23 protein-coding genes and 2 pseudogenes are annotated in these 22,722 nt (G+C 65.5%); 18 read left to right on the forward strand and 7 right to left on the reverse strand.

The genetic code is table 11. The annotated features are described in order from the left end of the window. Window positions 1–64: 64 nt before the first annotated feature. Window positions 65–448 carry a DUF3450 domain-containing protein gene (locus HSR122_RS02475; protein ID WP_229111108.1) on the forward strand — a complete coding sequence of 128 codons (384 nt, stop codon included), beginning with the start codon at window positions 65–67 and terminating at the stop codon, window positions 446–448. Window positions 449–603: 155 nt separating this feature from the next. Here the strand turns inward: HSR122_RS02475 and HSR122_RS02480 are convergent, their stop codons facing one another. Beyond that, window positions 604–1,851 (reverse strand): hypothetical protein, encoded by a 1,248-nt coding sequence (locus HSR122_RS02480; RefSeq protein ID WP_229111109.1) that lies wholly within the window; start codon window positions 1,849–1,851, stop codon window positions 604–606. Between the two features lie 151 nt (window positions 1,852–2,002). Continuing rightward, entirely contained in the window at window positions 2,003–2,839 is an 837-nt protein-coding gene (locus HSR122_RS02485; protein ID WP_229111110.1) for an aldo/keto reductase, read from the reverse strand. Between the two features lie 872 nt (window positions 2,840–3,711). Here HSR122_RS02485 and HSR122_RS02490 point away from each other — a divergent pair. Next, window positions 3,712–5,110: pseudogene (locus HSR122_RS02490) on the forward strand (RNA-guided endonuclease InsQ/TnpB family protein). A 52-nt stretch (window positions 5,111–5,162) separates the two neighbouring features. Here the strand turns inward: HSR122_RS02490 and pdo are convergent. Continuing rightward, entirely contained in the window at window positions 5,163–5,810 is a 648-nt protein-coding gene (pdo, locus tag HSR122_RS02495) for a protein disulfide oxidoreductase (protein WP_229111111.1), read from the reverse strand. Between the two features lie 88 nt (window positions 5,811–5,898). After that, entirely contained in the window at window positions 5,899–7,014 is a 1,116-nt protein-coding gene (locus HSR122_RS02500; protein WP_229111112.1) for a TDT family transporter, read from the reverse strand. Window positions 7,015–7,315: 301 nt separating this feature from the next. Between HSR122_RS02500 and HSR122_RS02505 the strand changes: the two are divergent. The 10 genes and pseudogenes from HSR122_RS02505 to HSR122_RS02550 all read left to right on the forward strand — a co-directional run. Further along, window positions 7,316–7,507 (forward strand): annotated as a pseudogene (locus tag HSR122_RS02505) (biotin/lipoyl-containing protein); the annotation flags it as partial. Window positions 7,508–7,723: 216 nt separating this feature from the next. After that, complete coding sequence (gene lpdA, locus HSR122_RS02510; RefSeq protein WP_229112171.1) at window positions 7,724–9,100, forward strand: dihydrolipoyl dehydrogenase; 1,377 nt, start codon at window positions 7,724–7,726, stop codon at window positions 9,098–9,100. Window positions 9,101–9,212: 112 nt separating this feature from the next. After that, a complete protein-coding gene (locus HSR122_RS02515; protein WP_229111113.1) occupies window positions 9,213–9,617 on the forward strand; it encodes an OsmC family protein in 405 nt (134 codons plus the stop codon). Between the two features lie 56 nt (window positions 9,618–9,673). Beyond that, on the forward strand, window positions 9,674–9,943 hold the full coding sequence (locus HSR122_RS02520; protein WP_229111114.1) for a hypothetical protein: 270 nt from the start codon (window positions 9,674–9,676) through the stop codon (window positions 9,941–9,943). Further along, window positions 9,940–10,686 carry a lipoate--protein ligase family protein gene (locus tag HSR122_RS02525; RefSeq protein ID WP_229111115.1) on the forward strand — a complete coding sequence of 249 codons (747 nt, stop codon included), beginning with the start codon at window positions 9,940–9,942 and terminating at the stop codon, window positions 10,684–10,686. The genes HSR122_RS02520 and HSR122_RS02525 overlap by 4 nt, the downstream gene beginning before the upstream one ends. A 114-nt stretch (window positions 10,687–10,800) precedes the next feature. Then, window positions 10,801–11,139 carry a carboxymuconolactone decarboxylase family protein gene (locus HSR122_RS02530; protein ID WP_229111116.1) on the forward strand — a complete coding sequence of 113 codons (339 nt, stop codon included), beginning with the start codon at window positions 10,801–10,803 and terminating at the stop codon, window positions 11,137–11,139. 189 nt (window positions 11,140–11,328) lie between these two features. Continuing rightward, window positions 11,329–12,456, forward strand: coding sequence for a thiamine ABC transporter substrate-binding protein (locus tag HSR122_RS02535; RefSeq protein ID WP_229111117.1), 1,128 nt, complete (start codon window positions 11,329–11,331; stop codon window positions 12,454–12,456). A gap of 126 nt (window positions 12,457–12,582) precedes the next feature. Next, on the forward strand, window positions 12,583–14,388 hold the full coding sequence (locus HSR122_RS02540; RefSeq protein ID WP_229111118.1) for an ABC transporter permease: 1,806 nt from the start codon (window positions 12,583–12,585) through the stop codon (window positions 14,386–14,388). Next, a complete protein-coding gene (locus HSR122_RS02545) occupies window positions 14,385–15,506 on the forward strand; it encodes an ABC transporter ATP-binding protein (protein WP_229111119.1) in 1,122 nt (373 codons plus the stop codon). The genes HSR122_RS02540 and HSR122_RS02545 overlap by 4 nt, the downstream gene beginning before the upstream one ends. Next, a complete protein-coding gene (locus HSR122_RS02550) occupies window positions 15,499–16,506 on the forward strand; it encodes an AIR synthase family protein (RefSeq protein WP_229111120.1) in 1,008 nt (335 codons plus the stop codon). Before HSR122_RS02545 ends, HSR122_RS02550 begins: the two co-directional genes overlap by 8 nt. On the opposite strand, the gene HSR122_RS02555 is transcribed toward HSR122_RS02550, so the two are convergent. Then, window positions 16,503–16,670: a ferredoxin gene (locus tag HSR122_RS02555; protein ID WP_229111121.1), complete on the reverse strand. Its 168-nt coding sequence runs from the start codon at window positions 16,668–16,670 to the stop codon at window positions 16,503–16,505. The genes HSR122_RS02550 and HSR122_RS02555 overlap by 4 nt on opposite strands. A 95-nt stretch (window positions 16,671–16,765) precedes the next feature. Continuing rightward, a complete protein-coding gene (gene rio1 / locus HSR122_RS02560) occupies window positions 16,766–17,617 on the reverse strand; it encodes a serine/threonine-protein kinase Rio1 (protein WP_229111122.1) in 852 nt (283 codons plus the stop codon). A 150-nt stretch (window positions 17,618–17,767) separates the two neighbouring features. On the opposite strand from rio1, the gene pth2 reads away from it, so the two are divergent. The 5 genes from pth2 (at window position 17,768) to HSR122_RS02585 (ending at window position 20,603) form a co-directional block, all read left to right on the forward strand. After that, window positions 17,768–18,106 carry a peptidyl-tRNA hydrolase Pth2 gene (pth2, locus tag HSR122_RS02565; protein ID WP_229111123.1) on the forward strand — a complete coding sequence of 113 codons (339 nt, stop codon included), beginning with the start codon at window positions 17,768–17,770 and terminating at the stop codon, window positions 18,104–18,106. An 82-nt stretch (window positions 18,107–18,188) separates the two neighbouring features. Beyond that, window positions 18,189–18,932 (forward strand): archaeal proteasome endopeptidase complex subunit alpha, encoded by a 744-nt coding sequence (gene psmA, locus HSR122_RS02570; RefSeq protein WP_229111124.1) that lies wholly within the window; start codon window positions 18,189–18,191, stop codon window positions 18,930–18,932. Further along, a complete protein-coding gene (gene psmB / locus HSR122_RS02575) occupies window positions 18,925–19,602 on the forward strand; it encodes an archaeal proteasome endopeptidase complex subunit beta (protein ID WP_229111125.1) in 678 nt (225 codons plus the stop codon). The genes psmA and psmB overlap by 8 nt, the downstream gene beginning before the upstream one ends. Window positions 19,603–19,678: 76 nt before the next feature. Continuing rightward, a complete protein-coding gene (locus HSR122_RS02580; RefSeq protein WP_229111126.1) occupies window positions 19,679–20,224 on the forward strand; it encodes an SOS response-associated peptidase in 546 nt (181 codons plus the stop codon). A gap of 181 nt (window positions 20,225–20,405) precedes the next feature. Continuing rightward, a complete protein-coding gene (locus HSR122_RS02585; protein WP_229111127.1) occupies window positions 20,406–20,603 on the forward strand; it encodes a DUF7511 domain-containing protein in 198 nt (65 codons plus the stop codon). Between the two features lie 11 nt (window positions 20,604–20,614). Here the strand turns inward: HSR122_RS02585 and HSR122_RS02590 are convergent, their stop codons facing one another. Next, complete coding sequence (locus tag HSR122_RS02590) at window positions 20,615–21,610, reverse strand: transcription initiation factor IIB (protein WP_229111128.1); 996 nt, start codon at window positions 21,608–21,610, stop codon at window positions 20,615–20,617. Between the two features lie 219 nt (window positions 21,611–21,829). Here HSR122_RS02590 and HSR122_RS02595 point away from each other — a divergent pair, with 219 nt between their 5' ends. Next, window positions 21,830–22,663, forward strand: a complete 834-nt coding sequence (locus HSR122_RS02595) for a TrmB family transcriptional regulator (protein ID WP_229111129.1) — start codon at window positions 21,830–21,832, stop codon at window positions 22,661–22,663. The last annotated feature ends 59 nt before the right edge of the window (window positions 22,664–22,722 follow it).

A 22,722-nucleotide genomic window follows, 5' to 3' on the forward strand; every position in this document is an offset into this window, starting at 1 on the left:
TCATGTAAGCAAACAGTTCGGTGTCTGACGGTATTTTATATCGTTGAGGGACAGATCTATGTGTATGAGTAGCGAACCCGCAGATTCGAACCCCGAGTCACCGGGCGACGACGAGTCGAACTCACCCAGGCTGACCATCGCGCTGCCGGACGGGAGCACGAGCGTCTCGGACGCGATCGTGACCAACCGGGAGATGCTGCGCGAACCCCAGGAACACGGGCTGGCGACGCAGGAAGAGATCACGCACCTCTCGGAGGCGATCGAGGGGCTCTCGGAGAAGGCACAGACGGCGACCACCCAGTCCGAACAGACGCAGGCGAGCGTCGACGAACTGCAGGCGGTCGTCGAACGGCAGCGCCGACAGATCGAGGAACTGCAGTCGATGGTTTCTTCGCTTGCCGACATCCTGGGGACGGAAGCGGAGTGGGAAACCTTCGACGACGCGTAGTCGGTCCGCGAGTTGCGGGCGATTCCCGTGCGCCGGACCTGGTGTGCCGAAACTGTGACCGAACAGCCGAGGCTACGGCTACTCGATCGATCTCAGTAGAAGGCTCACTATCAGCCATTGCGACCAGAAGCACTTAAACGGCACCGAGATCAGGCCTACCGTCGACGCGACAGCGGCTCGCAGAGCCCCCACTCGTCGGTTCGGGGATCGAGGTTCGTCGGCTCGCTGCCGCGCTCGGTGAGGATGCCCGCGTGGAACAACATGGCCTTCAGCTGGAAGACCGTCGGCGAGTGGTAGCTCGCCCCCTCTTCGAGCACTGGCGTCCGGAGTTCGCCGTCGGCGGTCAGCGCACGCTCGCGCACGTCTTCGTCGCCTCGAAGGAAGAGCTCGACGGTGAAGGTCGGATGCTGCTCGTGGAGCCACGTGACGAGGTCGACCAGCGACGGACGGCCGAGGCCGTCGTCGTGCATCGTCTGCAGTTCGGTGACGAGCAACTCGGTAGCCGGATACTCGAAGACGACTCGTCGGGCGAGCTGGCCCCAGCGCGGCGCGAGGTCACGAAAGCGCTTGCGCGAGCGCTGCCACTGCTCGAAGGCGGCGAGCGCGTCGTCCAGAGCGGGATACTCCCGGAGCGCGAACCGGACGACCTCCTGCCCGAGCGAGGTGAGTCGGTAGCTCGCGCCGCGCTCGTCGATCAACCCCAGAAACGCCGCGCCGTCGATCGCGCCGTCGACCGCGCTGACGACGTGCGCCTCGAGCAACGCGCGGTGATCGCGGTCGTGAGCGAGCGCGAGCGGGACCGCCAGATAGTTCTTCGGGTGATTGAGACTGAAGTTGCGGTCGGCGACGCCCTGTGCGCTGGCCTGGAATCGGATCGCCGTGGCCTCCTCCGCGGTTCGGTTACCGACCACGCGCGGGCGTTCGAGTACCTCGATCGAACCGTCCGCTTCGACGCCGAGCACGCCGACGTTGAGCTGCCGGGCGAGCGTCCGGTCGGTCGCGGTGATCGCCCCGGCCGGCGCGCTGACGAACGCGACGTTGGCCTCGCCGAGCCGATCGTAGGCCTGGACGATGCCACGCTGGACGTCCACCCCGCCGCGCTTGCGGCCCTTGGCCTCGACGACGACCAGCGGCGGCTCGTCGCCGAGGCGATCGACCGCCAGGTACTCCGCCTCCAGTCTCCGGACGCCGATCAGATCCGGATAGCCCGAGCCGACCCGGACGTGATTAAAGGGCGCGAGAGCGGACGTGACCTCGGCGGCGATCTCGCGGTCCTCGACCCACTTATCGCGCGCGAACTGCGTGTCCGCGACGACGTAGCTGTCGCTGTCATCCTCGGGAAAGAGCTGGGACTTCGTGTGCGCGAGCACGGTCGGCTCGGTCAGCGACGCCGCGGCAGCCATAGGCCCGGGTTCGGCGGGCCGGCCAAAGAGCGTTCCGCCGATCGCGGACCGGCGAGCGAACGGGACCTGCCTCTGAGGGCGCAGCTGCTCGACGATTGGTGGCCCTAGAAGGCTCACTATCAGCCATTGCGACCAGAACCACTTAAAGGAACTACTCGGCGATGCCCCAGACGTCGTCGTCCCAGCTCCGGCCGCGGACGTCGTAGACCGGCTCGTCGCGGTCGAGGTCGTCGATGCGCCGGCGATCCTCGGGATCGAGTTCCCAGCCGAACAACTCGAAGTTCTGCCGGATGTGGCCCTCGGAGGTCGACCGCGGCAGGACGACCACGTCGTGATCGAGCGCCCACCGGAGGACGACCTGTGCGGGCGTGCGGTCGTGCTTGTCCGCGATCTCCTCGATGGCGGGGTCGTCGAGCACCTCTGTGCGAGCCAGCGGCGCGGCGGCCTCGACGACGACGTCGTTGGCCTGACAGTACTCGACCAGTTCGGGCCGCTGGAGGTAGGGGTGGAACTCGATCTGGTTGACCGCGATCGGGACGTCCGAAATATGCAGCGCCGCGGAGAGCTGATACCGGCTGAAGTTCGAGACGCCGACGTTGCGGACGAGCCCGCGGTCGTGTAGCGTCGCCATCGCGTTCAGCGTCTCCCGCAGCGAGATCGCGGGGTTCGGCCAGTGGATCAGATACAGGTCGAGATACTCCGTGCCGAGGCGATCGAGCGTCGACTCGCAGGCGTCGATCACCGACTCGTAGTCGAGGTTCTTCGCCAGTACCTTCGAGGTGACGAAGAGGTCCTCGCGATCGTGGTCGGCAAGCACGTCGCCGATCTCGTCCTCGTTGTGATAGCCTTCGGCGGTGTCGATATGGGTGTAGCCGGTTTCGAGCGCCGCCGAGACGGCCGTTCTGGCGGTTTCGCCGTCGAGACGATACGTTCCCTTGCCGACGACGGGCAGCTCACCGTCCGGAAGCGTGACTGTCGGTACAGACATCGTTCGACAGTTCGATGTCGACGTTGTAAGGCCCTTCGTCTGAGACCCCGGATCGTATTACCGCACCAACAAGATTCATAATCGTGATGGGCGTATCACGACGCGGCGGGTCCCCGATACCAACCCTGCCCCCACTGTTGGTGTCATCGATCGGTGCCCGTCCCGCCATTGTTGATCGACCGACGTGGACGCCCGTTTCTCCCGGCGTCCCCATTTCGCTATCGTCCGTCTGTTCTGTCGTCCTGCCCGAGTCGAATGCGGATGGTAACGTGGTCCAGTCGTCCAACAGTGTACCCAATTCACACGAGGCCGCTCGGCAACCCAATCACTCCACCGACGAGCGCAAACCGCCACGCCCTCCGATCGATTCGTCGATATATGGTCCCCCTCATATCCGGCATGTTCTCAGGTAGCAAACAGCTTCGGGCGCAATATTGCCGGTCGTTCGCCGCCAGACTGGCTGTGCTACACGTCGCCGCCGTCGTCGGGGACGCCAACTCGCCGCTTCGCTCTCTGAGGCAGGCGATGCTGGACGAGAAAACCAGGTGCGACAACGACGCTATCTTGATTCAGCGAGAGAATCCCGCCCTTCCCGCGAAGGACGAGCGTTCCGACGCTCAGTCGGAACCGAGGACTGAGCAGGGCGGGAGTGAATCGCGTAAGCTCTGGTGAGAAGCCGCCGAGTTACTGCTGGTCTTGAGTCTCTAACGTGTCGAGTCCGGCTTCTAACAACTCTGTATAGGCTTCTGATAGCGTCAGGTCGCGTTCCTCTGCGAAGTCTTTGATACGTCCCTGTAACGTGTGGGTTATTTCTACGTTTGGTCGCATAGTCCAACAGTCTTTTATCTACGGAAACCTAACAATCTGTCGTCGTGAAGCGTACCAACACGTTCGCCGTGCGCCCGCTCACCGACGACGATGAGCAGGTGCTACAGGACCTGTTGGACGCGTGTGCCGCTCTCTGGAACGAAATCAATTACCAGCGCCTTATGCGCTACAACGACGAGGACGGCTTCGAGGGCGACGTGTGGGACGCTGATACTGGCGCTCTGGAAGGCAAATACAAAGGCGTTCTCGGCGCGTCCACCGCCCAGACTGTCCGGCGAGTAAACACCGAAGCGTGGCGGTCGTTCTTCGAGAACAAGAAAGCGTATCACGACGAGTCAAACACGTCGGTTACTGAACACCCCGAACCGCCCGGCTTCCGTGGCAACGAGGACGACGGACGTGTTCTCAAAGGCGTCATCCGAAAGGACGCCTACACCGTCGAATGGGGCGACCGCTCCCGGCTAGAGATGGTCGTCGGAAAAGAACTCCGTGATAGGCACAACAGCCCGAAAAGCCGTCTCCGGCTGGAAATCGTTGGCGACCCGAACTGGCCCGACTACGAAGACCAGAGCCGGTTGGAACTGTGGTACGACGAGACTGAGAGCACCTTCCGAGCTTCGCAACCCGTGACTGTTTCTGACGATGTACGGGATCCTCCACTGGCCGATGAAAAGGCCGCTCTGGATATTGGTGCAAACAATCTCGTTGCCTGTACCACCACGACCGGCGAGCAATATCTGTACGAGGGCCGCGAGTTGTTCCAGCGGTTCCGCGAGACGACACGAGAAATTGCCCGGTTGCAGTCCAAGCTACCGGAAGGCCGATACAGTAGCGAGCGTATCAGGCGACTGTATCGGAAACGAACCCGTCGCCGTGACCACGCTCAAGAAGCACTGTGTCGTGACCTGCTGGAACGACTGTACGCCGAGGGCGTGGACACGGTGTATGTCGGTGGCTTGACTGACGTACTCGAAACGCACTGGTCGGTCAGGGTGAACGCCAAGACGCACAACTTCTGGGCGTTCAAGCACTTCACCGAGCGACTGGTCTGTACCGCCGAGGAATACGGCATCTCGGTGGAAGTCCGGTCGGAAGCGTGGACCAGCCAAGAGTGCCCACAGTGTGGCGGCACAGACCGAACGACACGGCATCAGGACACGCTCACCTGCCCGTGTGGATTCGAGGGTCACGCCGACCTTACAGCGTTCGCAAGACGCGACGCGTCTTGCGTGCCCACGAGAACCTTCGGTTCTCGGGACGTCAGAAACGTTCCTGAAGCGGCACACAGAGAAGGCAGTCAGGCCGATGGCCCGGCCCGTGCGGTTCGAGTGGGACGACCACACTTGGTCGGAGTCACCACGCTCTCACGAAAGTCCCAAAGAACAGCGCACAGACCCGAGTACCGTCCACCACAACGGGAATGTTGCCTCCGGGGGATCGTAGACCGACTGAGACTCCCACGGAGGAAACCGCGCCGTTTACGGCGCGGAGGATGTCATTCCAGCGCGGAGATAACTTCGTCGACGAACTGCTCGGGCGGGAGCCCGCCGGTGAACTGTCCGGAATCGTTGACGTTAATCTGTGGGACGCCACGGACGCCGTACTCCTGGGAGAGTTCCATGAACTCCTGGGACTCGATGCCGTCGGCAGTGATCCGGTCGTTCTCGATCGCCATCTGGTGGGCGGCCTGGACTGCGCGCGGGCAGTGCGGACAGGTCGGCGTCACGAACACCTTGATGTTGACGGGCTGGTCGATGTTCTGGACTTTCTCGCGCACGTCGTCGGGGAGGTCCGTCTCGCCCGGACCCTGCGCGACCGCGATGAGCCCCTGCAGGAAGGCGCTGAACTCCTGGCCCGACGGGATGCCGAAGTACCGGACGCCGGTGACGCCGTCGCGAGTGATGACGGTGACGGGCGCGCCGTCGTACTTGGTCGCGCCGAGTTCCTCGGCCAGCGGATCGTCCATGTCGTGGGTCTCGACGACGACGTCGTCGCTTTCGCCTTCGACGTCGTCGTAGAGATCGAGTGTCTCCTCGCAATACTGACAGCCGTCCTCAGTGAAGACGTGGACGGTGACTGTCTCCTCGAGGGAGGTCAGGAGTTCGTTGACTTGACTGCGGTCGTCTGCGGAGAGGACTGACATTCTACCTTGACGTTGGCACTCTGACTGTGTTATATTTTGCGTTTTGCCCAATACTCCGAAACGAGGGGTGACAGCCACTGAGACGCCGCTATTCGGGCGTGAACGCGTGGCCCCGAAGCACCATCCGGGTAGTGAGTGCCGCAGTGACAACCCAGACGACTGCGAGCAGGCCAGTCACGGCGGCGAGCGCGGCGGTGAACGCACTGATACCGAGGAAGCCGCCGAGCGACCCCGCCGAGATGGCGAAGGCCCCGAGCGGGAAGGTGTAGGCCCACCAGGTGAAGAAAAACGGGTGCGTCCGGCGAGTGATGTAGTGGGCCACGAGTCCGGCGGTCAGCACGAACCACCAGGCGGAGAAGCCCCACATCACAAGCGCGAGGAGCTTCAGACCCGGCACCAGCGGCTCGACTGCGAGCCCCAGTCCGACGCCGGCCTCGAGCGCGTGGGCGAGCTTCACGAGGGCGATCGTGAGCACGGCCGTCGGGGCCAGCCCGATGACGAACGTCGGCGCGAGTTTCTCACGCGGGAGGCTCTCGTAGGCGTAGCGATGGAGCACGATCGAGCCGAAAAACAAGAACATGAACGTCCCGATCCCGAGCGCGATCATCGAGACGACGAAGACGAGCTGTCCGGTGGCCGTCCCGGCGAGATGACCGGCGACGAGCTCGAAGCCCAACAGCGGAATGACGAGGTGGCTCACCGGCGGGATGTACCAGGCGAAGACGCCGTGTTCAGTCCCAATCTCGTCGTTGGTGAACATGATCGTCACGACGACCAGCCCGAACCCGAAGATGCCGGCGCTTCCGAGGACGAACAGCCCCGTCAGTAGCGGTTCGAGGACGCTCGACGGGACGATATCACCCATCGTGCGAGCGATCCCGAGACCGAGGACGATCAGCGTGATCGGCATCGTCGGGAAGAACTGACTCCGGATGGGATGGGTGAGGTCCGTTCGGACTCGATGTGGGTACAGCCACATCCGCGCCAGCCACGGCAGCGTGTACGTGACCGTCATTACGGCCGTCAGCGCGACGAACAACTGCGCGAACGGGAGCAACGCGTCGATCCCGGACTGGGCGGCGAGCAACCCGAGCGCGACGCCGAGCGCGCCGGTCCCCATCGTCGATCCGAACCACTGCGGACCGAAGAACTCGACCGTGTTTGCGACTCTCGCCCTCGTCGATGTCGAAGTGACCTGACTCATAGTATTGTGTGTTTGTGTACTTTCTCTGCTGGATCGTCTTCAACTCGTCGGATCCGACAACCCCATTTAATAGTGATGTATACGTTCTTCCAGTCCGCTTTTTTCGGTTTCGCGCGCGTGAATTTCGAAGCAGATGAGTCGCTCTGTCCACAGTACACTGGTTCGGTCCACGGACCTCCACACCGGGCTCGTGCTGTGCATGGTCGTGGGATATTCACGAAAGATCGGACGGATATCCGGCGTATCAAAGCCCTATTGGTGGTCCGGTCGCCATGTAGGGGTGATGACGATGGAATTCGAAATGCCGGAATGCGACGACGGGAGCGACGAGGGGAAACTCGTCGCCTGGCACGTCGAACCCGGTGACACGGTTCAGTCCGGCGACCGGATCGCCGACGTCGAGACCGACAAGTCGGTCATCGAGGTCACCGCCCCCGGCGGGATGGTCGTGACAGAACTGCTCCATGAGGTCGGCGACGACATCCCGGTCGGCGAACCGCTCGTCGCCTACGACGAGGTCGACGACGCCGAGAGCGAGAGCGATGAATCGTCGGCGGACGAGGGGCCGGTGTCCGCCGTCTCGCGCGTCGACGACGGGAGCGAGGACGCTGAGAGCGAGGCCGACGAAGGTGGGGAGGAACCGACGTCCGCCGTCTCGCACGTCGAAGGCGAGTCGGTCGCACCGGACGAGGCCGACGACGCGACGGAGGTGCTGATCGTCGGTGCCGGACCCGGCGGGTACGTCGCGGCGATCCGGGCTGCACAGCTCGGGCTGGACGTGACGCTCGTCGAACGGGACGCCTACGGCGGGACCTGTCTCAACTACGGCTGCATCCCTTCGAAGGCGCTCATTCACGGCAGCGACGTCGCCCACGAGGCGCGCAACGCCGAGGACCTCGGGATCACTGCCGACGTCGAGGTCGATTTCGCGAAACTCGTCGACTGGAAGGACAACGTGGTCGATCAGCTCACCGGCGGCGTCGAGAACCTCTGTCAGGCGGCCGGCGCGACGCTGATCGAGGGGACCGCACGCTTCGTCGACGACCACGTCGCCGAGGTCGAGACCGACGGCGGGGCGTCGACGCTCGCCTTCGAGAACGCGATCGTTGCGACCGGCAGCCGCGTCATCGAGATCCCCGGCTTCGAGCCGGACGGCGAGTACGTCCTCGACTCGCGAGACGCGCTCGATCTCGATGAGATCCCCGACTCGCTGGTCGTCATCGGCGCAGGATATATCGGGATGGAACTGTCGACGGTCTTTGCGAAGCTCGGGACCGATGTCACGGTCGTCGAGATGCTCGAGGACGTGCTGCCGATGTACGAGGGAGACATCTCGCGGATCGTCCGCGAGGAAGCCGCCGATCTGGGGATCGAGTTCCGGTTCGGCGAGCTCGCCGCCGACTGGGAACGGGACGGCGACGGCGTCGTCGTCACGACCGAAGACGAGGACGGCGCGACGGCGGAACTGAAAGCCGACGCGGTACTGGCTGTCCCCGGGCGGGAACCCATCACCGACACGGTCGGTCTCGGCGCGCTCGGGATCGAACCCGACGATGACGGCTTCGTCCCGACGGACGCGCAGGGGCGGACCGCCCGCGATCACGTCTTCGCGATCGGCGACGTGGCCGGCGAACCCATGCTCGCCCACAAGGCCAGCCACGAGGGCGAGGTCGCCGCGGCCGCGGTCGCCGGCGAGCCCGCTGCGCTGGACCACAGAGCGATGCCGGCGGCTGTCTTCACTGACCCCGAGGTCGCGACGGTCGGCCTGACCGAGGCTGACGCCGAGGAAGCCGGGTATACGACGGCGGTCGGACAGATGCCCCTCAGTGGGAACGGCCGCGCGCTGACGGTCGAATCCCCCGAAGGGTTCGTCCGGATCGTCGCCGACGCGCCGACCGGAACCGTCCTCGGCGCACAGATCGTCGCGCCCGAGGCCTCGGAACTGATCGGCGAGGTCGCACTGGCGGTCGAACAGCGTCTCACCCTCGAGGAACTCGCCGGAACGGTCCACACCCATCCGACGCTCTCGGAAGCGATCATGGAAGCCGCCGCCGACGCCGCCGGCGAGGCTATCCATACGCACTGATACTCGCCGGTCCATCACGATCCTTGATCGTTTTTCTTCTTCAGCGGGGCCTATTGTAGCGATCGATTCCACAAGCCCTTTTACTGTATGGTGGATACTGCACAATACAGACATGTCCGATATCAGTCTGACGACGACGAACACGAGCGGTTTCGACACTGAAAGCGTCATCGGCGGTTTCGCAGTCGGTATCGATCCGATGACAGAGACCGGTCCCGATCCGAACTCGGTACTGGTCGCCGATTACGCGGCGTGTTTCCTGCCCGCGGTTCGGATGGGCGCGCGCAAGTCCGGCTACGACCTCGGCAAGATGGAGATCGAGGCCGAGGCCGACCTGACCGACGAGGACAACCTCGAGTCGATCAGCTTCACGCTGAAAGTCGAGGGTAACGTCGAGAACCCCGAGGAACTCGTCGAACTGGGCGAGCAGTTCTGTCATGTCCACACGGCGCTTCGCGAGGAACTGCACGCCGACGTCACCGTCGAGACCGAGGCCTTCGCGACGGCCTCGGCGTAACGACCGCGAGCGCGGAGACCGACACGCAGAAACACGCTCCACCCCTTTCGATTCCTATGGATCGTCGTAGCTCAGTCAAGGTGCCGGACGGCAAACTCGTCGAGGTGGCCGTCTCGGGAACCGACCGGATCGAATCCGCTCGCATCACGGGTGACTTCTTCCTCGAGCCGCCCGAGGCGCGAGCCGAACTGGAGGCCGCGATCGAGGGCCACTCCTTCGAGGTCGACCGCGAGACGCTCGTGGCGTCGATCGAGAGCGTCGACGCACGGCTCATCGGCTTCGACCACGACCACCTCGCCGAGGCGACGCTGGAGGCGATCGAATGAACCTTCGCGTCGTCGACTCAGGGCGGTACAGCGAGCCGGTCCAGCAGGCGCTGGAACGCGTTCTGACCGACCGGCTGGTGGCGGGCGAGATCGAGCCGACGCTGCGGTTCTGGTACCGCGACGGCCCCGCGGTCCCGCTGGGTCGCTTCCAGGCCTACGCCGACGAGGTCGCGACCGACTACGTCGAGGAACACGACGTTGAGGTCGTCCGCCGGATCACCGGCGGCGGTGCGATGTACGTCGAACCGGGTGCCGTGATCACCTACTCGCTGTATCTCCCCCGCGAGACTGTCTCGGACGACGTCGAGGCCAGCTACGCCGAACTCGATCAGTTCACGCTCGACGCGCTCCGGGACCTCGGATTGGCGGTCCGCCACGAGCCGCTGAACGACATCGCTCACCCGGAGGGCAAGATCGGCGGCGCTGCCCAGCTTCGGACGGACGACGCCGTGCTCCATCACACGACGATGAGCTACGAACTGGACATCGCGGAGATGCTGCGCGTGCTCCGGATCGGCGAGCAGAAGGTCTCGGATAAGGCCATCAAGTCCGCCGAAAAGCGCGTCGCCCGTATCAGCGATCACATCGATGCCGACCGCAGCGAGGTCGTCGACGCGATGATCGACGCGGCGGCAGACCGATACGACGTCTTCGAGGGCGAACTCTCCGAGCAGGTGCTCACGGAGGCACGAACGCTCGCTGACGAACAGTTCGGCACCGACGAGTGGAACCGACAGCTGTAGCCGGACGCGGATCGAAACGTGTCGGTGGGTCGCGCACCCGGTACCGGCAATTTTTGCATTGAAAACCATTGATAAATACGCTTATTATGCTGGCGTCCATCCGAAAAACCGGATATGGCATCTCCAGAAGACGAAGTCGCGGAGAAAAAGCAGAACGTACAGGAATTCGCCGGGGAAGCAGAATCTGTCGAATCGTTCCTGGGATTCGTCCACTCGGCCGAGGAAGACGGCGCGCTGGACGCGAAGACGAAGGAACTGATGTCGCTCGCGCTGGGCGTCACGCTGCGCTGTGAGGACTGTATCGTCTGGCACCTCGACGCGGCTATAGCGGCGGGCGCGACCGAGGACGAGATCGTCGAAGCGCTCGAGATCGCGGTCGTCATGGGCGGCGGTCCGGCCCTGATGTACGCCACCGAGGCCTACGAGACGCTGCAGTCGTTCGACCTCGATTGATACGGGTGGCTATCCGTTTCTAAAGATATCTGGCACGACGGCGTGCCGGATCGTTCCGCGATGGTATAGTCACCAGTATAAACTGCCGTTCTACCGCCCCGTCGGGCGGCCGATCCGGCGGACTTCGAGCAGCTGCTCTCGCGAGTCCGGTGCGTGTCCTTTAATATCACTGGGTACAACAACCGGGTAATGAGACGTCGAACGTTCCTCAGGACCGCGGGTGCCGGTTCGGTCGTCGCGCTGGCGGGCTGTACCGGAAACGGCGATCAGAACGGGACACCGAGTGACACTCCGCAGGACGGGTCATCAGGCGATACCCAACAGAACGGGACGACGACTACGGGCGACCCGGAGCGGACGCTCACGGTCGCCACCTATTCGTCGTTCACCGGCGAGGACACGGCCGGAAACTACCTCAAGTCGGCGTTCGAGGACGACCGCGACGACGTGACCGTCGAGTTCGAGGTGCCGGAGAACGGACTCAACCAGTACATCCTGCAAAAACAACAGGGGTCGAACGTCAGCGCCGACATGTACCTCGGGCTGAACACGGCGGAACTCGTCCGCGCCGAGGACGAACTCGACGCGGAGCTGTTTCTCGACTCGCGGGGCGATCTCGATCGGGCCGACGCGATCAAGTCGGATCTGGAGATCGACCCCGAGGGGCGGGCTGTCACCTACGACACCGGCTACATCACGCTCGTCTACGACGAGGACGAGGTCGACTCGCCGGCGACGTTCGACGAGTTGCTCGAGCCGGCCTACGAGGACGCGCTGATCACTCAGAACGCCCAGCAGTCCGACCCCGGCCGGGCGTTCCTGCTGTGGACGATCGCCGATCAGGGCGAAGACGAGTATCTCGACTACTGGCAGGGACTGCTCGACAACGGCGTCCGGATCCTCAGCGACTGGGAGCCCGCCTACAACGCTTACCTCGACGGAAGTGCACCGATGGTCGTCTCCTACTCGACCGATCAGGTGTACTATCACGGTCCCGACGTGGACATGTCCCGCCATCAGGTCGGGTTCATCGAGGACCAGGGGTACGCCAACCCCGAGGCGATGGCCCGGTTTGCCGACACCGACACCGCGGATCTCGCGCTGGAGTTCATGGACTTCGTCCTGCAGCCCGAACAGCAGGCCGAGATCGCGGTCAAGAACGTCCAGTTCCCGGCCGTCGAGGACGCCGACCCCGGCGAGGGGTTCTCCGAGTACGCCTACGAGCCACCGGAACCCGTCACGCACACCTACGACGAACTGCAGGGCAAAGTCGACGGGTGGATCGAGCAGTGGGCCCGACAGATCGCTGGCCCGTGATCGCCGCCGGTCGATCGCCGTCACAGCGCCGGCAGTGTGAGTCGGCGCGGCCGGATCACGCCGCGTCGATGCGACAGTGTGTCGAATATCGTCACGGACGTACATCCGGCTCCTGCACTTCCATCAATGACTGCTGATCGGACCATCTCCCGGGCGCTCCAGCGCGCCGCGCTCCCGGTCGGGGTCGCGGCGACGATCGCCGTCCTGCTGGTCGTCTTCTACTACCCGGTCGGCCACGTGCTCGTTTCGGCCGTCCGCGAGGGCGGTCACCTGACAATCGAGCCGATCCGGGCGGTCCTGACCGACCCCTTCTACGCGGGCGTCGCCCATCACCTGTTCGTCGATCCGCTCGGCGTCCCGGCCGGGGTCGTCGACTGGATCGCCGCCGGCTTCCCGTCGGTCCGGCTCGGTCTGTTCGGATTCACGGCCTACCAGGCGCTGCTGTCGACGGTCGCGAGCGTCCTGCTCGGGCTTCCCGGAGCGTACGTGCTGGCCCGCTATGACTTCCGCGGTCGGCGGACGATCCGGTCGCTGACGCTCGTGCCGTTCGTCCTCCCGTCGATCCTGGTCGCGGTCGGCTTCCGGGCGATGTTCAGCCGCCGCGGGCTCGCCAACGACCTGCTCGGCGCGGTCGGGCTGGGACCGGTCGAGTTGCTCGGCACGCTGCAGATCGTCGTCCTCGCGCACGCCTTCTACAACGCGCCGCTGGTGACGCGGCTGGTGACGACCGCCTGGGAGGGCGTCGACCGACGGCAGGTCGAGAGCGCCCGTTCGCTGGGCGCGTCCCGGATCCGGGCCTTTCTGCATGTCGTCCTGCCGGCGCTGGCTCCGGCGATCCTCACCGGGGCCGTGCTGACGTTCGTGTTCACGTTCATGTCGTTCCCGATCGTGCTGACGCTCGGCGGGCTCGATCTGGCGACCGTCGAGGTGTGGATCTACGCCCGCGTCCAGTCGCTGGCACTCCAGGAGGCCGCCACACTCGCCACCCTGGAGACCGTCCTCTCGCTCGCGTTCATCTACGTCTATCTGCGCTACGAGAACCGGCAGGTCACGACCCGGGGTGGCGGTCAGTCGCTCCCCAGGGAACGGCTAGTCGCCGGCTGGCGGTCGCTTTTCGACCCGCGTCGGCTGGCGATCGCCGCCTACGTCGCGGTCGTCGCCGTCGTGATCGTCGGGCCGCTGGTCAGTCTGCTCGTCGAGAGCGTCACCGATCCCAGCGGAAGCTTCACCACGGCCTACTACGAGTTCCTGCTGGCCCGACAGTCTTCCGGGGCCGTCGGTACCGTCCGGCCGATGCCGGCCGTGATCAACTCGCTGGTCTTCGGGGCGGGGACGCTGCTGCTTGCGATCCCGATGGGCGTGGTCGTCGCCGTCGTCGCGACGCGGGGCGGTCGCGGCAGCCGCGTCGCAGAGGCGATATTGACCGCACCGCTGGCGGTCAGCGGGATCGTCGTCGGGATCGGACTCCTGCTGACGTTCGTCTTCGGGACGACGGTCGCGGGCCACCGACTGGTGGTGACCGGTCCCGTCGCGATCGTCTTCGCACACGCCGCGGCGGCCTACCCGTTCGTGACGCGCAACGTCGCGCCCGCGCTGGGCGGACTCGATCCCCGGCTCCGGGAGGTCGCCCGATCGCTGGGCGCGACGCGACTGCGGGCGCTGCTCGAGGTCGAACTCCCGGTGATCGCGCCGGCGCTGCTCGCGGGGGCGGCCTTCGCGTTCGCGATCAGCATCGGCGAGTTCGATTCGACGGTCTTACTCGCGGAGGGCGTCGACAGTTACACGATGCCGGTCGCGCTCGAACGGTACGTCGGCACGCGCTCGCTCGGTCCCAACCTCGGCCCGGCGACCGCGATGGGGACCGTCCTGCTCGCGGTGACGGCCGTCAGCTTCGTCGTCATCGATCGCCTCGGCGGGCGGTGGGAACCGTGAGCGACGTTGCCCTCGAGGACGTCTCGGTCGCCTTCGGCGGCGTCCCCGCGCTCGAGTCGGTGTCGCTGTCGATCGAGGCGGGCGAGTTCTTCACGCTGGTCGGCCCCTCCGGGTGCGGGAAGACGACGACGCTGCGGGCGATCGCCGGCTTCGAGACGCCCGACGCCGGCACCGTCGCGATCGGCGGCGAAGACGTCGCGGGCGTTCCCCCGGAAGACCGGAACGTCGGCATCGTCTTCCAGAACTACGCGCTGTTCCCGCACATGAGCGTCCGCGAGAACGTCGCCTACGGCCTGCGTTATCGTGACCCGCCGGGGGGCGGCTCGACGGAAGAGCGGGTCGCGGAACTGCTCGATCTCGTGGACATGGACGGGATGGGCGACCGCGATCCCGAATCGCTGTCGGGCGGCCAGCAACAGCGGATCGCGCTGGCTCGAGCGCTCGCGCCCGGCCCGGACGTCCTCCTGCTGGACGAACCGCTGTCGGCGCTTGACGCCCGACTTCGGGAGCGGTTGCGCGTCGTGATCCGGGAGATCCAACGGGAACTTGATATCACGACGGTCTACGTCACCCACGACCAGTCGGAGGCGCTGGCGATCTCCGACCGCGTGGCGGTCATCTCCGACGGCCGCGTCGAACAGGTCGGGCCGCCCGAGTCGATCTACCGCGAGCCGGCGACCCGGTTCGTCGCGGCGTTCGTCGGCAATAACAACTTGCTGGAGGGCGTCGTCGTCTCCTCGGACCCGCCGCGAGTCGCGCTCGACGCGCGTTCCGGCCCCGCCGGTCGCTCGGACGTGACAGTCCCCGTGGACATCCCTCACGCGACCGACCGGGCGGTGACGCTGTCGATCCGGCCCGAATCGCTCTCGCTCGTCGAGTCAGGATCGTCCCCGGAGGGGGACAGCCGGATCACGTTTCCCGCGACCGTCTCGACGGCCGAGTTCATGGGCGACGCCTATCGCGTCCACTGCGAGTGGGGCGGCCGCGAGTTGCTGGTCAAGACCGACGCCGACGAGCCGCCGGACGGCGACGTTCGGCTGGCAGTCGATCCGGCAGACGTGACGGTTCTGGACGAACCACAGGCGAGTTCGCGTCCCGTGGAGGCCGACGATGACTGATCTCGGGAAGATCGACGCCGACTTCTTCGAACGGGTGATCGCTCCGAACATCGGTGCCGACCGCGAGGCCGTCTCGCTCGGCCCGACGGCCGGGGTCGACTTCGGCGTCCTCGAACTCGGCGGGCGGGCGGTCGTCGCCGCCACCGATCCCCTGTCGGTCCTGCCGGTGCTCGGCCTCGAGCGCGCCGGTCGGCTGGCGATCGACATCGTGCTCTCGGACGTCGCAGTCTCGGGAATCGAACCCGACCACCTGACGCTCGGTCTGACGCTGCCGCCCGACTACGAACGGGAGACGCTGGCCGCGGTCTGGCGCGGTATCGACGCCCACGCGAGCGAACTGGGCGTCGAGGTGACAGCGACGCACGTCGGGCGCTACCCTGGCGTCGAGCGCTCCTGGATCGGCTCGGCGACGGCGCTCGGCATCGGAGACCCGGAGGATCTGGTCCGCCCGGACGGCGCACGGCCGGGCGACGAACTCGTGATCTCGACCGGTCCGGCCGCGGAGGTCGCGGGGCTGTTCGCCACGCGGTACCCCGAGCGACTCGGACTCGATCCCGAAACAGTCGCGACGGCCCAGCAACGCGTGAACGACATCCCGGCGGTCGAAGACGCGCTTGCCGCCCACCGCTCCGGGGCCGTCACCGCGATGCACGACGCGACGGAGGGCGGGATCGCCGGCGGGCTCGACGAGATGGCCGACGGCGCGGGCGTCCGTTTCGATATCGACCCCAGGGCGATGCCGACGGCCGAGAGCGTCGAAGCGGTCTGCTCGGCGATCGACGTCGACCCCTGGCACGTGACCAGTTGCGGGACGCTGCTGATCAGCGTCGAGTCGGGCGAAGGCGAGACTGTCGTCGCAGCACTCGAGGAGCGTGGAACCCCGGCGGCGGTCGTCGGGCGGGTGCGCGAAGGGAGTGGCGTCTACGCCGACGGTCAGCGAGTCGAGCCGCCGGCTCGTGATCCGTCCTGGAAAGCCGCAGAACGCCTCTCGCAGTCCTAGAGCGAGATCGCGTCGACCGGGCACTGCTCGGCAGCCTGCTCGGCTTCCGGCGTGACCTCGTCGCTGACGGCTACCGCGACGCCGCCGTCCATCTCGAACGTCTCCGGTGCGACCGACACGCACACCTGACAACCCGTACAGATCGCCTCGTCAACTTCAACCATTGTTCCGGTTGCACGTTGCGACCCCCAATAAAAGGGGGTCTCGGCGATTCTCAGCCGCTGGAAACGAGGCTGTGGAACCGTGAACGATGACAGTGTCACCTGTCGGTCTCGTCCGTGACGGACTCGTACAGCTGGTCGCCGGTCACGTCCATCCCCTGGCGGGCGAAGAAGGCAGCGACGTTCTCGCAGTCCCGCTGGAGGAACTCCTCGGCGTTGGGGTGGTGTTTCGTGACGGCTTGCCCGAGGTCGATCACGACGAGTTGCCCCTCCTGAAAGACGATGTTGTACTCGCTGAGGTCGCCGTGGACCAGCCCGGCGTCGTACAGCCGGCGCATGTACTCGGCGACGACGTCGTAGGCGGTCTCGGGGTTCTCGACGTGGACCTCGTTGAGCCGCTTTGCGCGGTCGCCGTCGGTCGCGATGTACTCCATCACGAGGACGTTGCGCTCGACTGCGATCGGGTCCGGGACGCGGACGCCCGCCTGCTTTGCGCGCTGCAGGTTCGCGAACTCCTTGCGGACCCAGGCCATTACGACCTTGCGTTTGTTCTGGCCGATCCCCTCGAAACGCGGGTCGCCGTCGAGATACCCGCGCATGTCCTTGAAATCGCTGGCGTTGATCCGGTATACCTTGACTGCGACCGTTCGATCGCCCGACTTTGCCGTGTAGACGTTGGCCTCTTTCCCCGTCGAGATCGGGCCGCCGAAGGCGTCGATGTAGCCGTCTTGGACGAGCTTGTAGATCGCGGCGTAGGTCGCCTCGTCGAACACCGACTCCTCGAGCTTGAACCGCTCGCTGTCTTTGATCCGCTTGCGGAACTCGTTGAACTCCCGATCCCGCCGGCGGGCGATCCGATCGGCCTCCGTGTCGGTGACGTCGATCTCCTCCCACTCGTCGCCGGGTGAATCGACCGCCTCGGGCGCGACGAGTTCGAAATCCTCTGTCATCTACTCGCTGGTTGGTCGTCGGCGACCAAAAGGACCGGGCCTTTTTCGACGAACGTCCGGCCACCATCGAACGGCTCCGTTTCGGGCCGTCGAGAACCGCTGTATCCGGGAGTAGGCAGGCATTTATTTCGCGCCCCTTTCTCATCGGACATGAAACAGGCCATCGTCGCCCGCACGGACCTGAACATGGGCGAAGGGAAACTGGCGGCGCAGGTCGCCCACGCCTCGCTGTCGGCCTACGAGGACGCGACAGCGCGTGCACGCAACGAGTGGAAAGAGAGCGGCCAGAAGAAGATCGTTCTGCAGGCCGACGGCGAGTCCCGGCTGTTCGAACTCGCCGAAAAGGCCGAGACGGAAGGGATCCCCCACGCGATCGTCCGCGACGCCGGCCACACGCAACTCGATCCCGGGACCGTCACCGCGCTGGCAGTCGGGCCCGCGGCCGACGATCGCGTCGACGCTGTCACCGGCGATCTGCGGCTCTACTGACGACCGCAACCCAACCAAATACTTATACCTTTCTAAAAGATTTATGTATATCGCCCCCTAACCCGGAGTGAATACCGACACAATGCAAGGAAACCACGAACAGCAGGCCTACGACCGGGGAATCACTATCTTCTCGCCGGACGGACGGCTCTATCAGGTCGAGTACGCCCGGGAAGCAGTCAAGCGCGGCAGTGCCAGCGTCGGCGTCCGCACGCCCGAAGGCGTCGTCCTGGCGGCCGACCGGCGGGCCCGATCCCCGCTCATCGAGGAGGAGAGCATCGAAAAGATCCACGGCGTCGACGACCACGTCGCGCTCGCGAGCGCGGGTCACGTCGCTGACGCGCGCAAACTCATCGACTTCGCCCGGCGTCGGGCACAGGTCGAGAAACTGCGCTACGACGAGTCGATCGGTGTCGAGACGCTAACGAAAGCCGTGACCGACCACATCCAGGAGTACACCCAGACAGGTGGCGCGCGCCCGTTCGGCGTCGCGCTTCTGGTCGGCGGCGTCGAGAACGGCGAGCCGCGCCTGTTCGAGACCGATCCCTCGGGCACGCCCTACGAGTGGCAGGCGACCGCTATCGGCGGCGGGCGCGAGGACATTCAGTCGCATCTGGAAGACAACTACGAGGACGATCTCTCGCTCGAGGAGGGCGTCGGGCTGGCGCTGGAAGCGATCGCGGAGGCCAGCGACGACGGCATCACGGCCTCGGGCGTCGAACTGACGACGATCGCCGCCGAGTCCGGCCGGGTCGAGCCGGTCACCGAGGAGACGATCGCCGATCACATCGAGGACCGCGACCTCGGAGGTGAGGACGATGAATAACGACTTCTCCCCCTACGAACCCGAACTGGGCGGCTTCGAGGACGTCCCCGAAGCCGACGACGAGCCGGTCACCAAGACCGGGACGACGACCGTCGGCATCGCGACCGAGGACGGCGTCGTGATCGCGACGGACAAGCGCGCCAGCCTCGGCGGGCGGTTCGTCTCGAACAAGAACGTCCAGAAGGTCGAACAGATCCACCCGACGGCCGCGCTCACGCTCGTCGGCAGCGTCGGCGGTGCCCAGTCGTTCATCCGCTCGCTACGCGTCGAGTCGAACCTCTATGAGTCGCGCCGCGACGAGCCGATGAGCATTCACGCGCTGGCGACACTCGCGGGCAACTTCGCCCGCGGCGGACCGTTCATCGCGATCAACCCGATCCTGGGCGGCGTCGACGAGGAAGGGAGTCACGTCTACAGCATCGACCCCGCCGGCGGCGTCATGGAAGACGACTACACCGTCACCGGCAGCGGGATGCAACTGGCCCACGGTGCGCTCGAAGGCGAGTACAGCGAGGACCTCTCGATCGAGGAGGCCCGGACGCTGGCCGCGCGTGCGGTCCACGCCGCCACCGAGCGCGACACCGGCTCGGGCAACGGCATCTACTTCGCTGTCGTCACCGACGAGGGCGTCGAGATCGAGGACTACGACGACGTCACCGAGCTGCTGTAGCGGCGACGTTCCGTTTTCGTGCGACCACGCCGGTAGTGGCGACGCTTCTATTGGTGCGCGAGCCAAACGGCCGGGTATGTGTGGCCGGACCTCGCTGTTCACCCCGCAGTCCCACCTCGAAGCGCGCTTCGACGCGACGGCGACACAGCCGATCGAACCGCGGTACAACATCGCGCCCCGGGAGAAACTGGCCGTCATCCGCAACGATTCGCCGGGGACGATCGACTTGCTGGAGTGGGGCTTGCTCCCCTCGTGGGCCGACACCCGCAGCGGGAGCCAGCCCTACCGCGTCGAGCGGACCGACGGCGAGCCCTTCGCGATGGCCGGGCTGTTCGAGCGCCGCGAGGGCGAGCGCGGGATCGAGGAGACCGTCGCCGTCGTCACGACGGAGCCGAACGCGGTCGTCGAACCACTGCACCACCGGATGGCCGTCGTCCTCGATCCCGAACAACAGCAGCGATGGCTCTCGGCGGCCGATCGGTCGGTGCTCGACACGCCATCGGCCGGAGAGTGGCGCGCCTATCCCGTCTCGACGCGAGTCAACGATCCGACCAACGACGATTCAGGCGTCCTCGAGGAGGTCGAGCCCGCTACCCAGACCGGACTCGACGAGTTCGTGTAGTATACCGACGGACGTGACTTTTGATACGGCTTCAGCCGAATCGGTCGAGGTCGAACGTATCAGGGCATATGTCTGTCGGTATCGTTCGGTCGGGGCCTCAACAGCCAGAAGCCGGCAATATAATCCGTGTCGATCGATCCGTTCCGATATCATTATTAACGTTCCTGAAGAATCACGAGATATGAGCGCCATCCACCACGCGCCGCAGGAAGGGTCGTTCGACAGTGAAGATCCGACGCGGGGGGCGGTGCGGGTGGCCCGCGACGGCGACGAGGTGACGCTGTATCTCGACGCGCCGGGAATGACGGATGACGACCGCGCGACACACTGGCTGACCGCCGACGCCAGTGACGCGCACTCGCTCGAAGCGATGCGGTGACGTCGTTCGGCCTACGCGGCCTGTTCGGCCTGCTCGTGAGCGTCGAGTAGTTCCTGGTAGCGGTTGCGGATCGTCACCTCGCTGACGTCGGTCTCCTCGGCGATCGTCTGCTGGGTGATCCGTTCGTTGCTCAACAGCGCGCCGGCGTACAGCGCGCCGGCGGCCAGCCCGACGGGCGATTTCCCGGAGTGGATGCCCTGTGACTTGCCCGTTTCGAGGAGTTCGCGTGCGCGGCGCTCGACTGCTTCGGGCACCTCGAGTTCGGAGGCGAACCGCGGGAGGTACTTCGCCGGATCGGCCGGTTCGATCGCCAGCCCGAGTTCGCGGGCGAGATACCGGTAGGCGCGGGCGTACTCCTGGCGGTCGACGCGGCTGATCGGCTGGAACTCGTCGAGACTCCGGGGCGTGCCACCCTGTCGCGCAGCGGCGTACAGCGACCCTGTCGCCATCGCCTCGATCGACCGACCGGGCAGCAGGTCGTCGTACAGCGCCTTCCGATAGATGACTCCTGCCGTTTCCCGGACGTTTTCGGGCAGCCCCAGCGCCGATGCCATGCGATCTATCTCGCCAAGTGCCTGCTTGAGGTTACGCTCGCGAGCACTCTTCGCCCGGAATCGCTCGTCCCAGGTCCGCAGCCGGACCATCTGCGAGCGCTTGCGCGCCGACAGGGCCGATCCGCTGGCGTCGCTGTCCTTCCAGTCGATCTTCGTCGACAGGCCCTTGTCGTGGAGCGTCTTCGTCGAGGGCGCGCCGACTCGTGACTTCTGATCGCGCTCGCGGGAATCGAACGCCCGCCACTCCGGTCCGTGGTCGATCATGTCGTCCTCGATCACGACACCACACTCCTCACAGACGGTCTCGCCGCGCTTCTCGACTGTGATCCCCGTCGCGCCACACTCCGGACAGGTCAGTTCGTCGCTGTCTTCGGTCTCCTGCTCGCTCTGCGTTCGTTCGCGTGCGGTTCGGGTCTGTGCGTGCGCTCGAAATCGCGTGTTGGTCTCTGACATCGTCTATCTATCTCGCCCGGGTCCGGCCCCGAGTATTTTTTTCTATTGTAGAAAACAGGCTGTTCCGATATAAATCTTACCCTCTCGGCAACGGGTCCGCAATTCGATCGTGATTATGCGTTCTGTAGCTGCCCCGTAGCCTTTCGAGGATAGTAGAAAAACCAAAGCGACTTTAGTGATCCCACGCGAAAGGCGCGCAGATCAGCGGGGCGTCCACCAATGACAAAACGAACATCACCGGACGGCATCGACGCGGTGGTCGAGGAGTCCGTCGAGTTGCTCCAGGGATTCGAACTGACTGAATACGAGGCCAAGAGTTTCGTCGCGCTGTCGCGCATCTCGACCGGGACGGCCAAAGAAGTCGCGGAGGTCGCCGACATCCCGCAGGCGCGAGTCTACGACTGCATGGAGACCTTGCACGACCGCGGGTTGGTCGACATCCAGCAGTCGACGCCGCGGCGGTTTCGCGCGTCCGATTCCGAGGAGGCGGTCGCGACGCTCCAGCGACAGTACATGGACCGGCTCGATCGCCTCCGAGAGTTGTTTCCGCGGCTAGAATCGCCGGACCGCGAGGACGAAAGCGTCGACGTCTGGGTGATGGAGGGGTCGACCGAAGTGAGCGAGCGACTCCGCGAACTCGTCTCGGCGGCCGAAGACGAAGTCCTGCTCGCGCTGGCCGTCGAGGAGTTGCTCACCGACGAACTCCTGGCGGCACTCGACGATGCCGCCGAGCGGGGGGTATCGGTCGTTGTCGGGTCGCCGGGCGAACCGATCCGCGATCGGGTGGCGGCGACCGCGGCGACCGCCAGGGTCGTCGAGACCTGGACCTGGTGGGAGGCCTACCCCGTTCGACCCGGTGCCGTCAGTGCCGTGTTGATGGTCGATGGCGAGTCGATACTGGTCAGCGCCGACGCCGCTTCGTCGCTGCCCGGCGTCAGCAATCACCGCGCGGTCTGGACCGACAGCGAGCGCGCCCCGCTGGTGAAGATGTTGCGACCGCTGCTCGCACGCGCGGTCGATCCGTCCGGTGTCGACAGCTTCGCGAGTCCTTGACTTCGTTCGACTGGCAATCTCGGGGACGTCTGATACTGCCGGCCCCGCGAGTGCCTGCC

Origin of the sequence: Halapricum desulfuricans (assembly GCF_017094525.1) — an archaeon.
GTDB classification, from domain to species: Archaea; Halobacteriota; Halobacteria; order Halobacteriales; family Haloarculaceae; genus Halapricum; species Halapricum desulfuricans.

Bases quoted from the DNA above. Each gene is read 5' to 3' on its own strand.
- HSR122_RS02475 (WP_229111108.1), top strand. From the start codon at position 65: ATGAGTAGCGAACCCGCAGATTCGAACCCCGAGTCACCGGGCGACGAC.
- HSR122_RS02480 (WP_229111109.1), bottom strand. From the start codon at position 1,851: ATGGCTGCCGCGGCGTCGCTGACCGAGCCGACCGTGCTCGCGCACACG.
- HSR122_RS02485 (WP_229111110.1), bottom strand. From the start codon at position 2,839: ATGTCTGTACCGACAGTCACGCTTCCGGACGGTGAGCTGCCCGTCGTC.
- pdo (WP_229111111.1), bottom strand. From the start codon at position 5,810: ATGTCAGTCCTCTCCGCAGACGACCGCAGTCAAGTCAACGAACTCCTG.
- HSR122_RS02500 (WP_229111112.1), bottom strand. From the start codon at position 7,014: ATGAGTCAGGTCACTTCGACATCGACGAGGGCGAGAGTCGCAAACACG.
- HSR122_RS02515 (WP_229111113.1), top strand. From the start codon at position 9,213: ATGTCCGATATCAGTCTGACGACGACGAACACGAGCGGTTTCGACACT.
- HSR122_RS02520 (WP_229111114.1), top strand. From the start codon at position 9,674: ATGGATCGTCGTAGCTCAGTCAAGGTGCCGGACGGCAAACTCGTCGAG.
- HSR122_RS02525 (WP_229111115.1), top strand. From the start codon at position 9,940: ATGAACCTTCGCGTCGTCGACTCAGGGCGGTACAGCGAGCCGGTCCAG.
- HSR122_RS02530 (WP_229111116.1), top strand. From the start codon at position 10,801: ATGGCATCTCCAGAAGACGAAGTCGCGGAGAAAAAGCAGAACGTACAG.
- HSR122_RS02535 (WP_229111117.1), top strand. From the start codon at position 11,329: ATGAGACGTCGAACGTTCCTCAGGACCGCGGGTGCCGGTTCGGTCGTC.
- HSR122_RS02540 (WP_229111118.1), top strand. From the start codon at position 12,583: ATGACTGCTGATCGGACCATCTCCCGGGCGCTCCAGCGCGCCGCGCTC.
- HSR122_RS02550 (WP_229111120.1), top strand. From the start codon at position 15,499: ATGACTGATCTCGGGAAGATCGACGCCGACTTCTTCGAACGGGTGATC.
- HSR122_RS02555 (WP_229111121.1), bottom strand. From the start codon at position 16,670: ATGGTTGAAGTTGACGAGGCGATCTGTACGGGTTGTCAGGTGTGCGTG.
- rio1 (WP_229111122.1), bottom strand. From the start codon at position 17,617: ATGACAGAGGATTTCGAACTCGTCGCGCCCGAGGCGGTCGATTCACCC.
- pth2 (WP_229111123.1), top strand. From the start codon at position 17,768: ATGAAACAGGCCATCGTCGCCCGCACGGACCTGAACATGGGCGAAGGG.
- psmA (WP_229111124.1), top strand. From the start codon at position 18,189: ATGCAAGGAAACCACGAACAGCAGGCCTACGACCGGGGAATCACTATC.
- psmB (WP_229111125.1), top strand. From the start codon at position 18,925: ATGAATAACGACTTCTCCCCCTACGAACCCGAACTGGGCGGCTTCGAG.
- HSR122_RS02580 (WP_229111126.1), top strand. From the start codon at position 19,679: ATGTGTGGCCGGACCTCGCTGTTCACCCCGCAGTCCCACCTCGAAGCG.
- HSR122_RS02585 (WP_229111127.1), top strand. From the start codon at position 20,406: ATGAGCGCCATCCACCACGCGCCGCAGGAAGGGTCGTTCGACAGTGAA.
- HSR122_RS02590 (WP_229111128.1), bottom strand. From the start codon at position 21,610: ATGTCAGAGACCAACACGCGATTTCGAGCGCACGCACAGACCCGAACC.
- HSR122_RS02595 (WP_229111129.1), top strand. From the start codon at position 21,830: ATGACAAAACGAACATCACCGGACGGCATCGACGCGGTGGTCGAGGAG.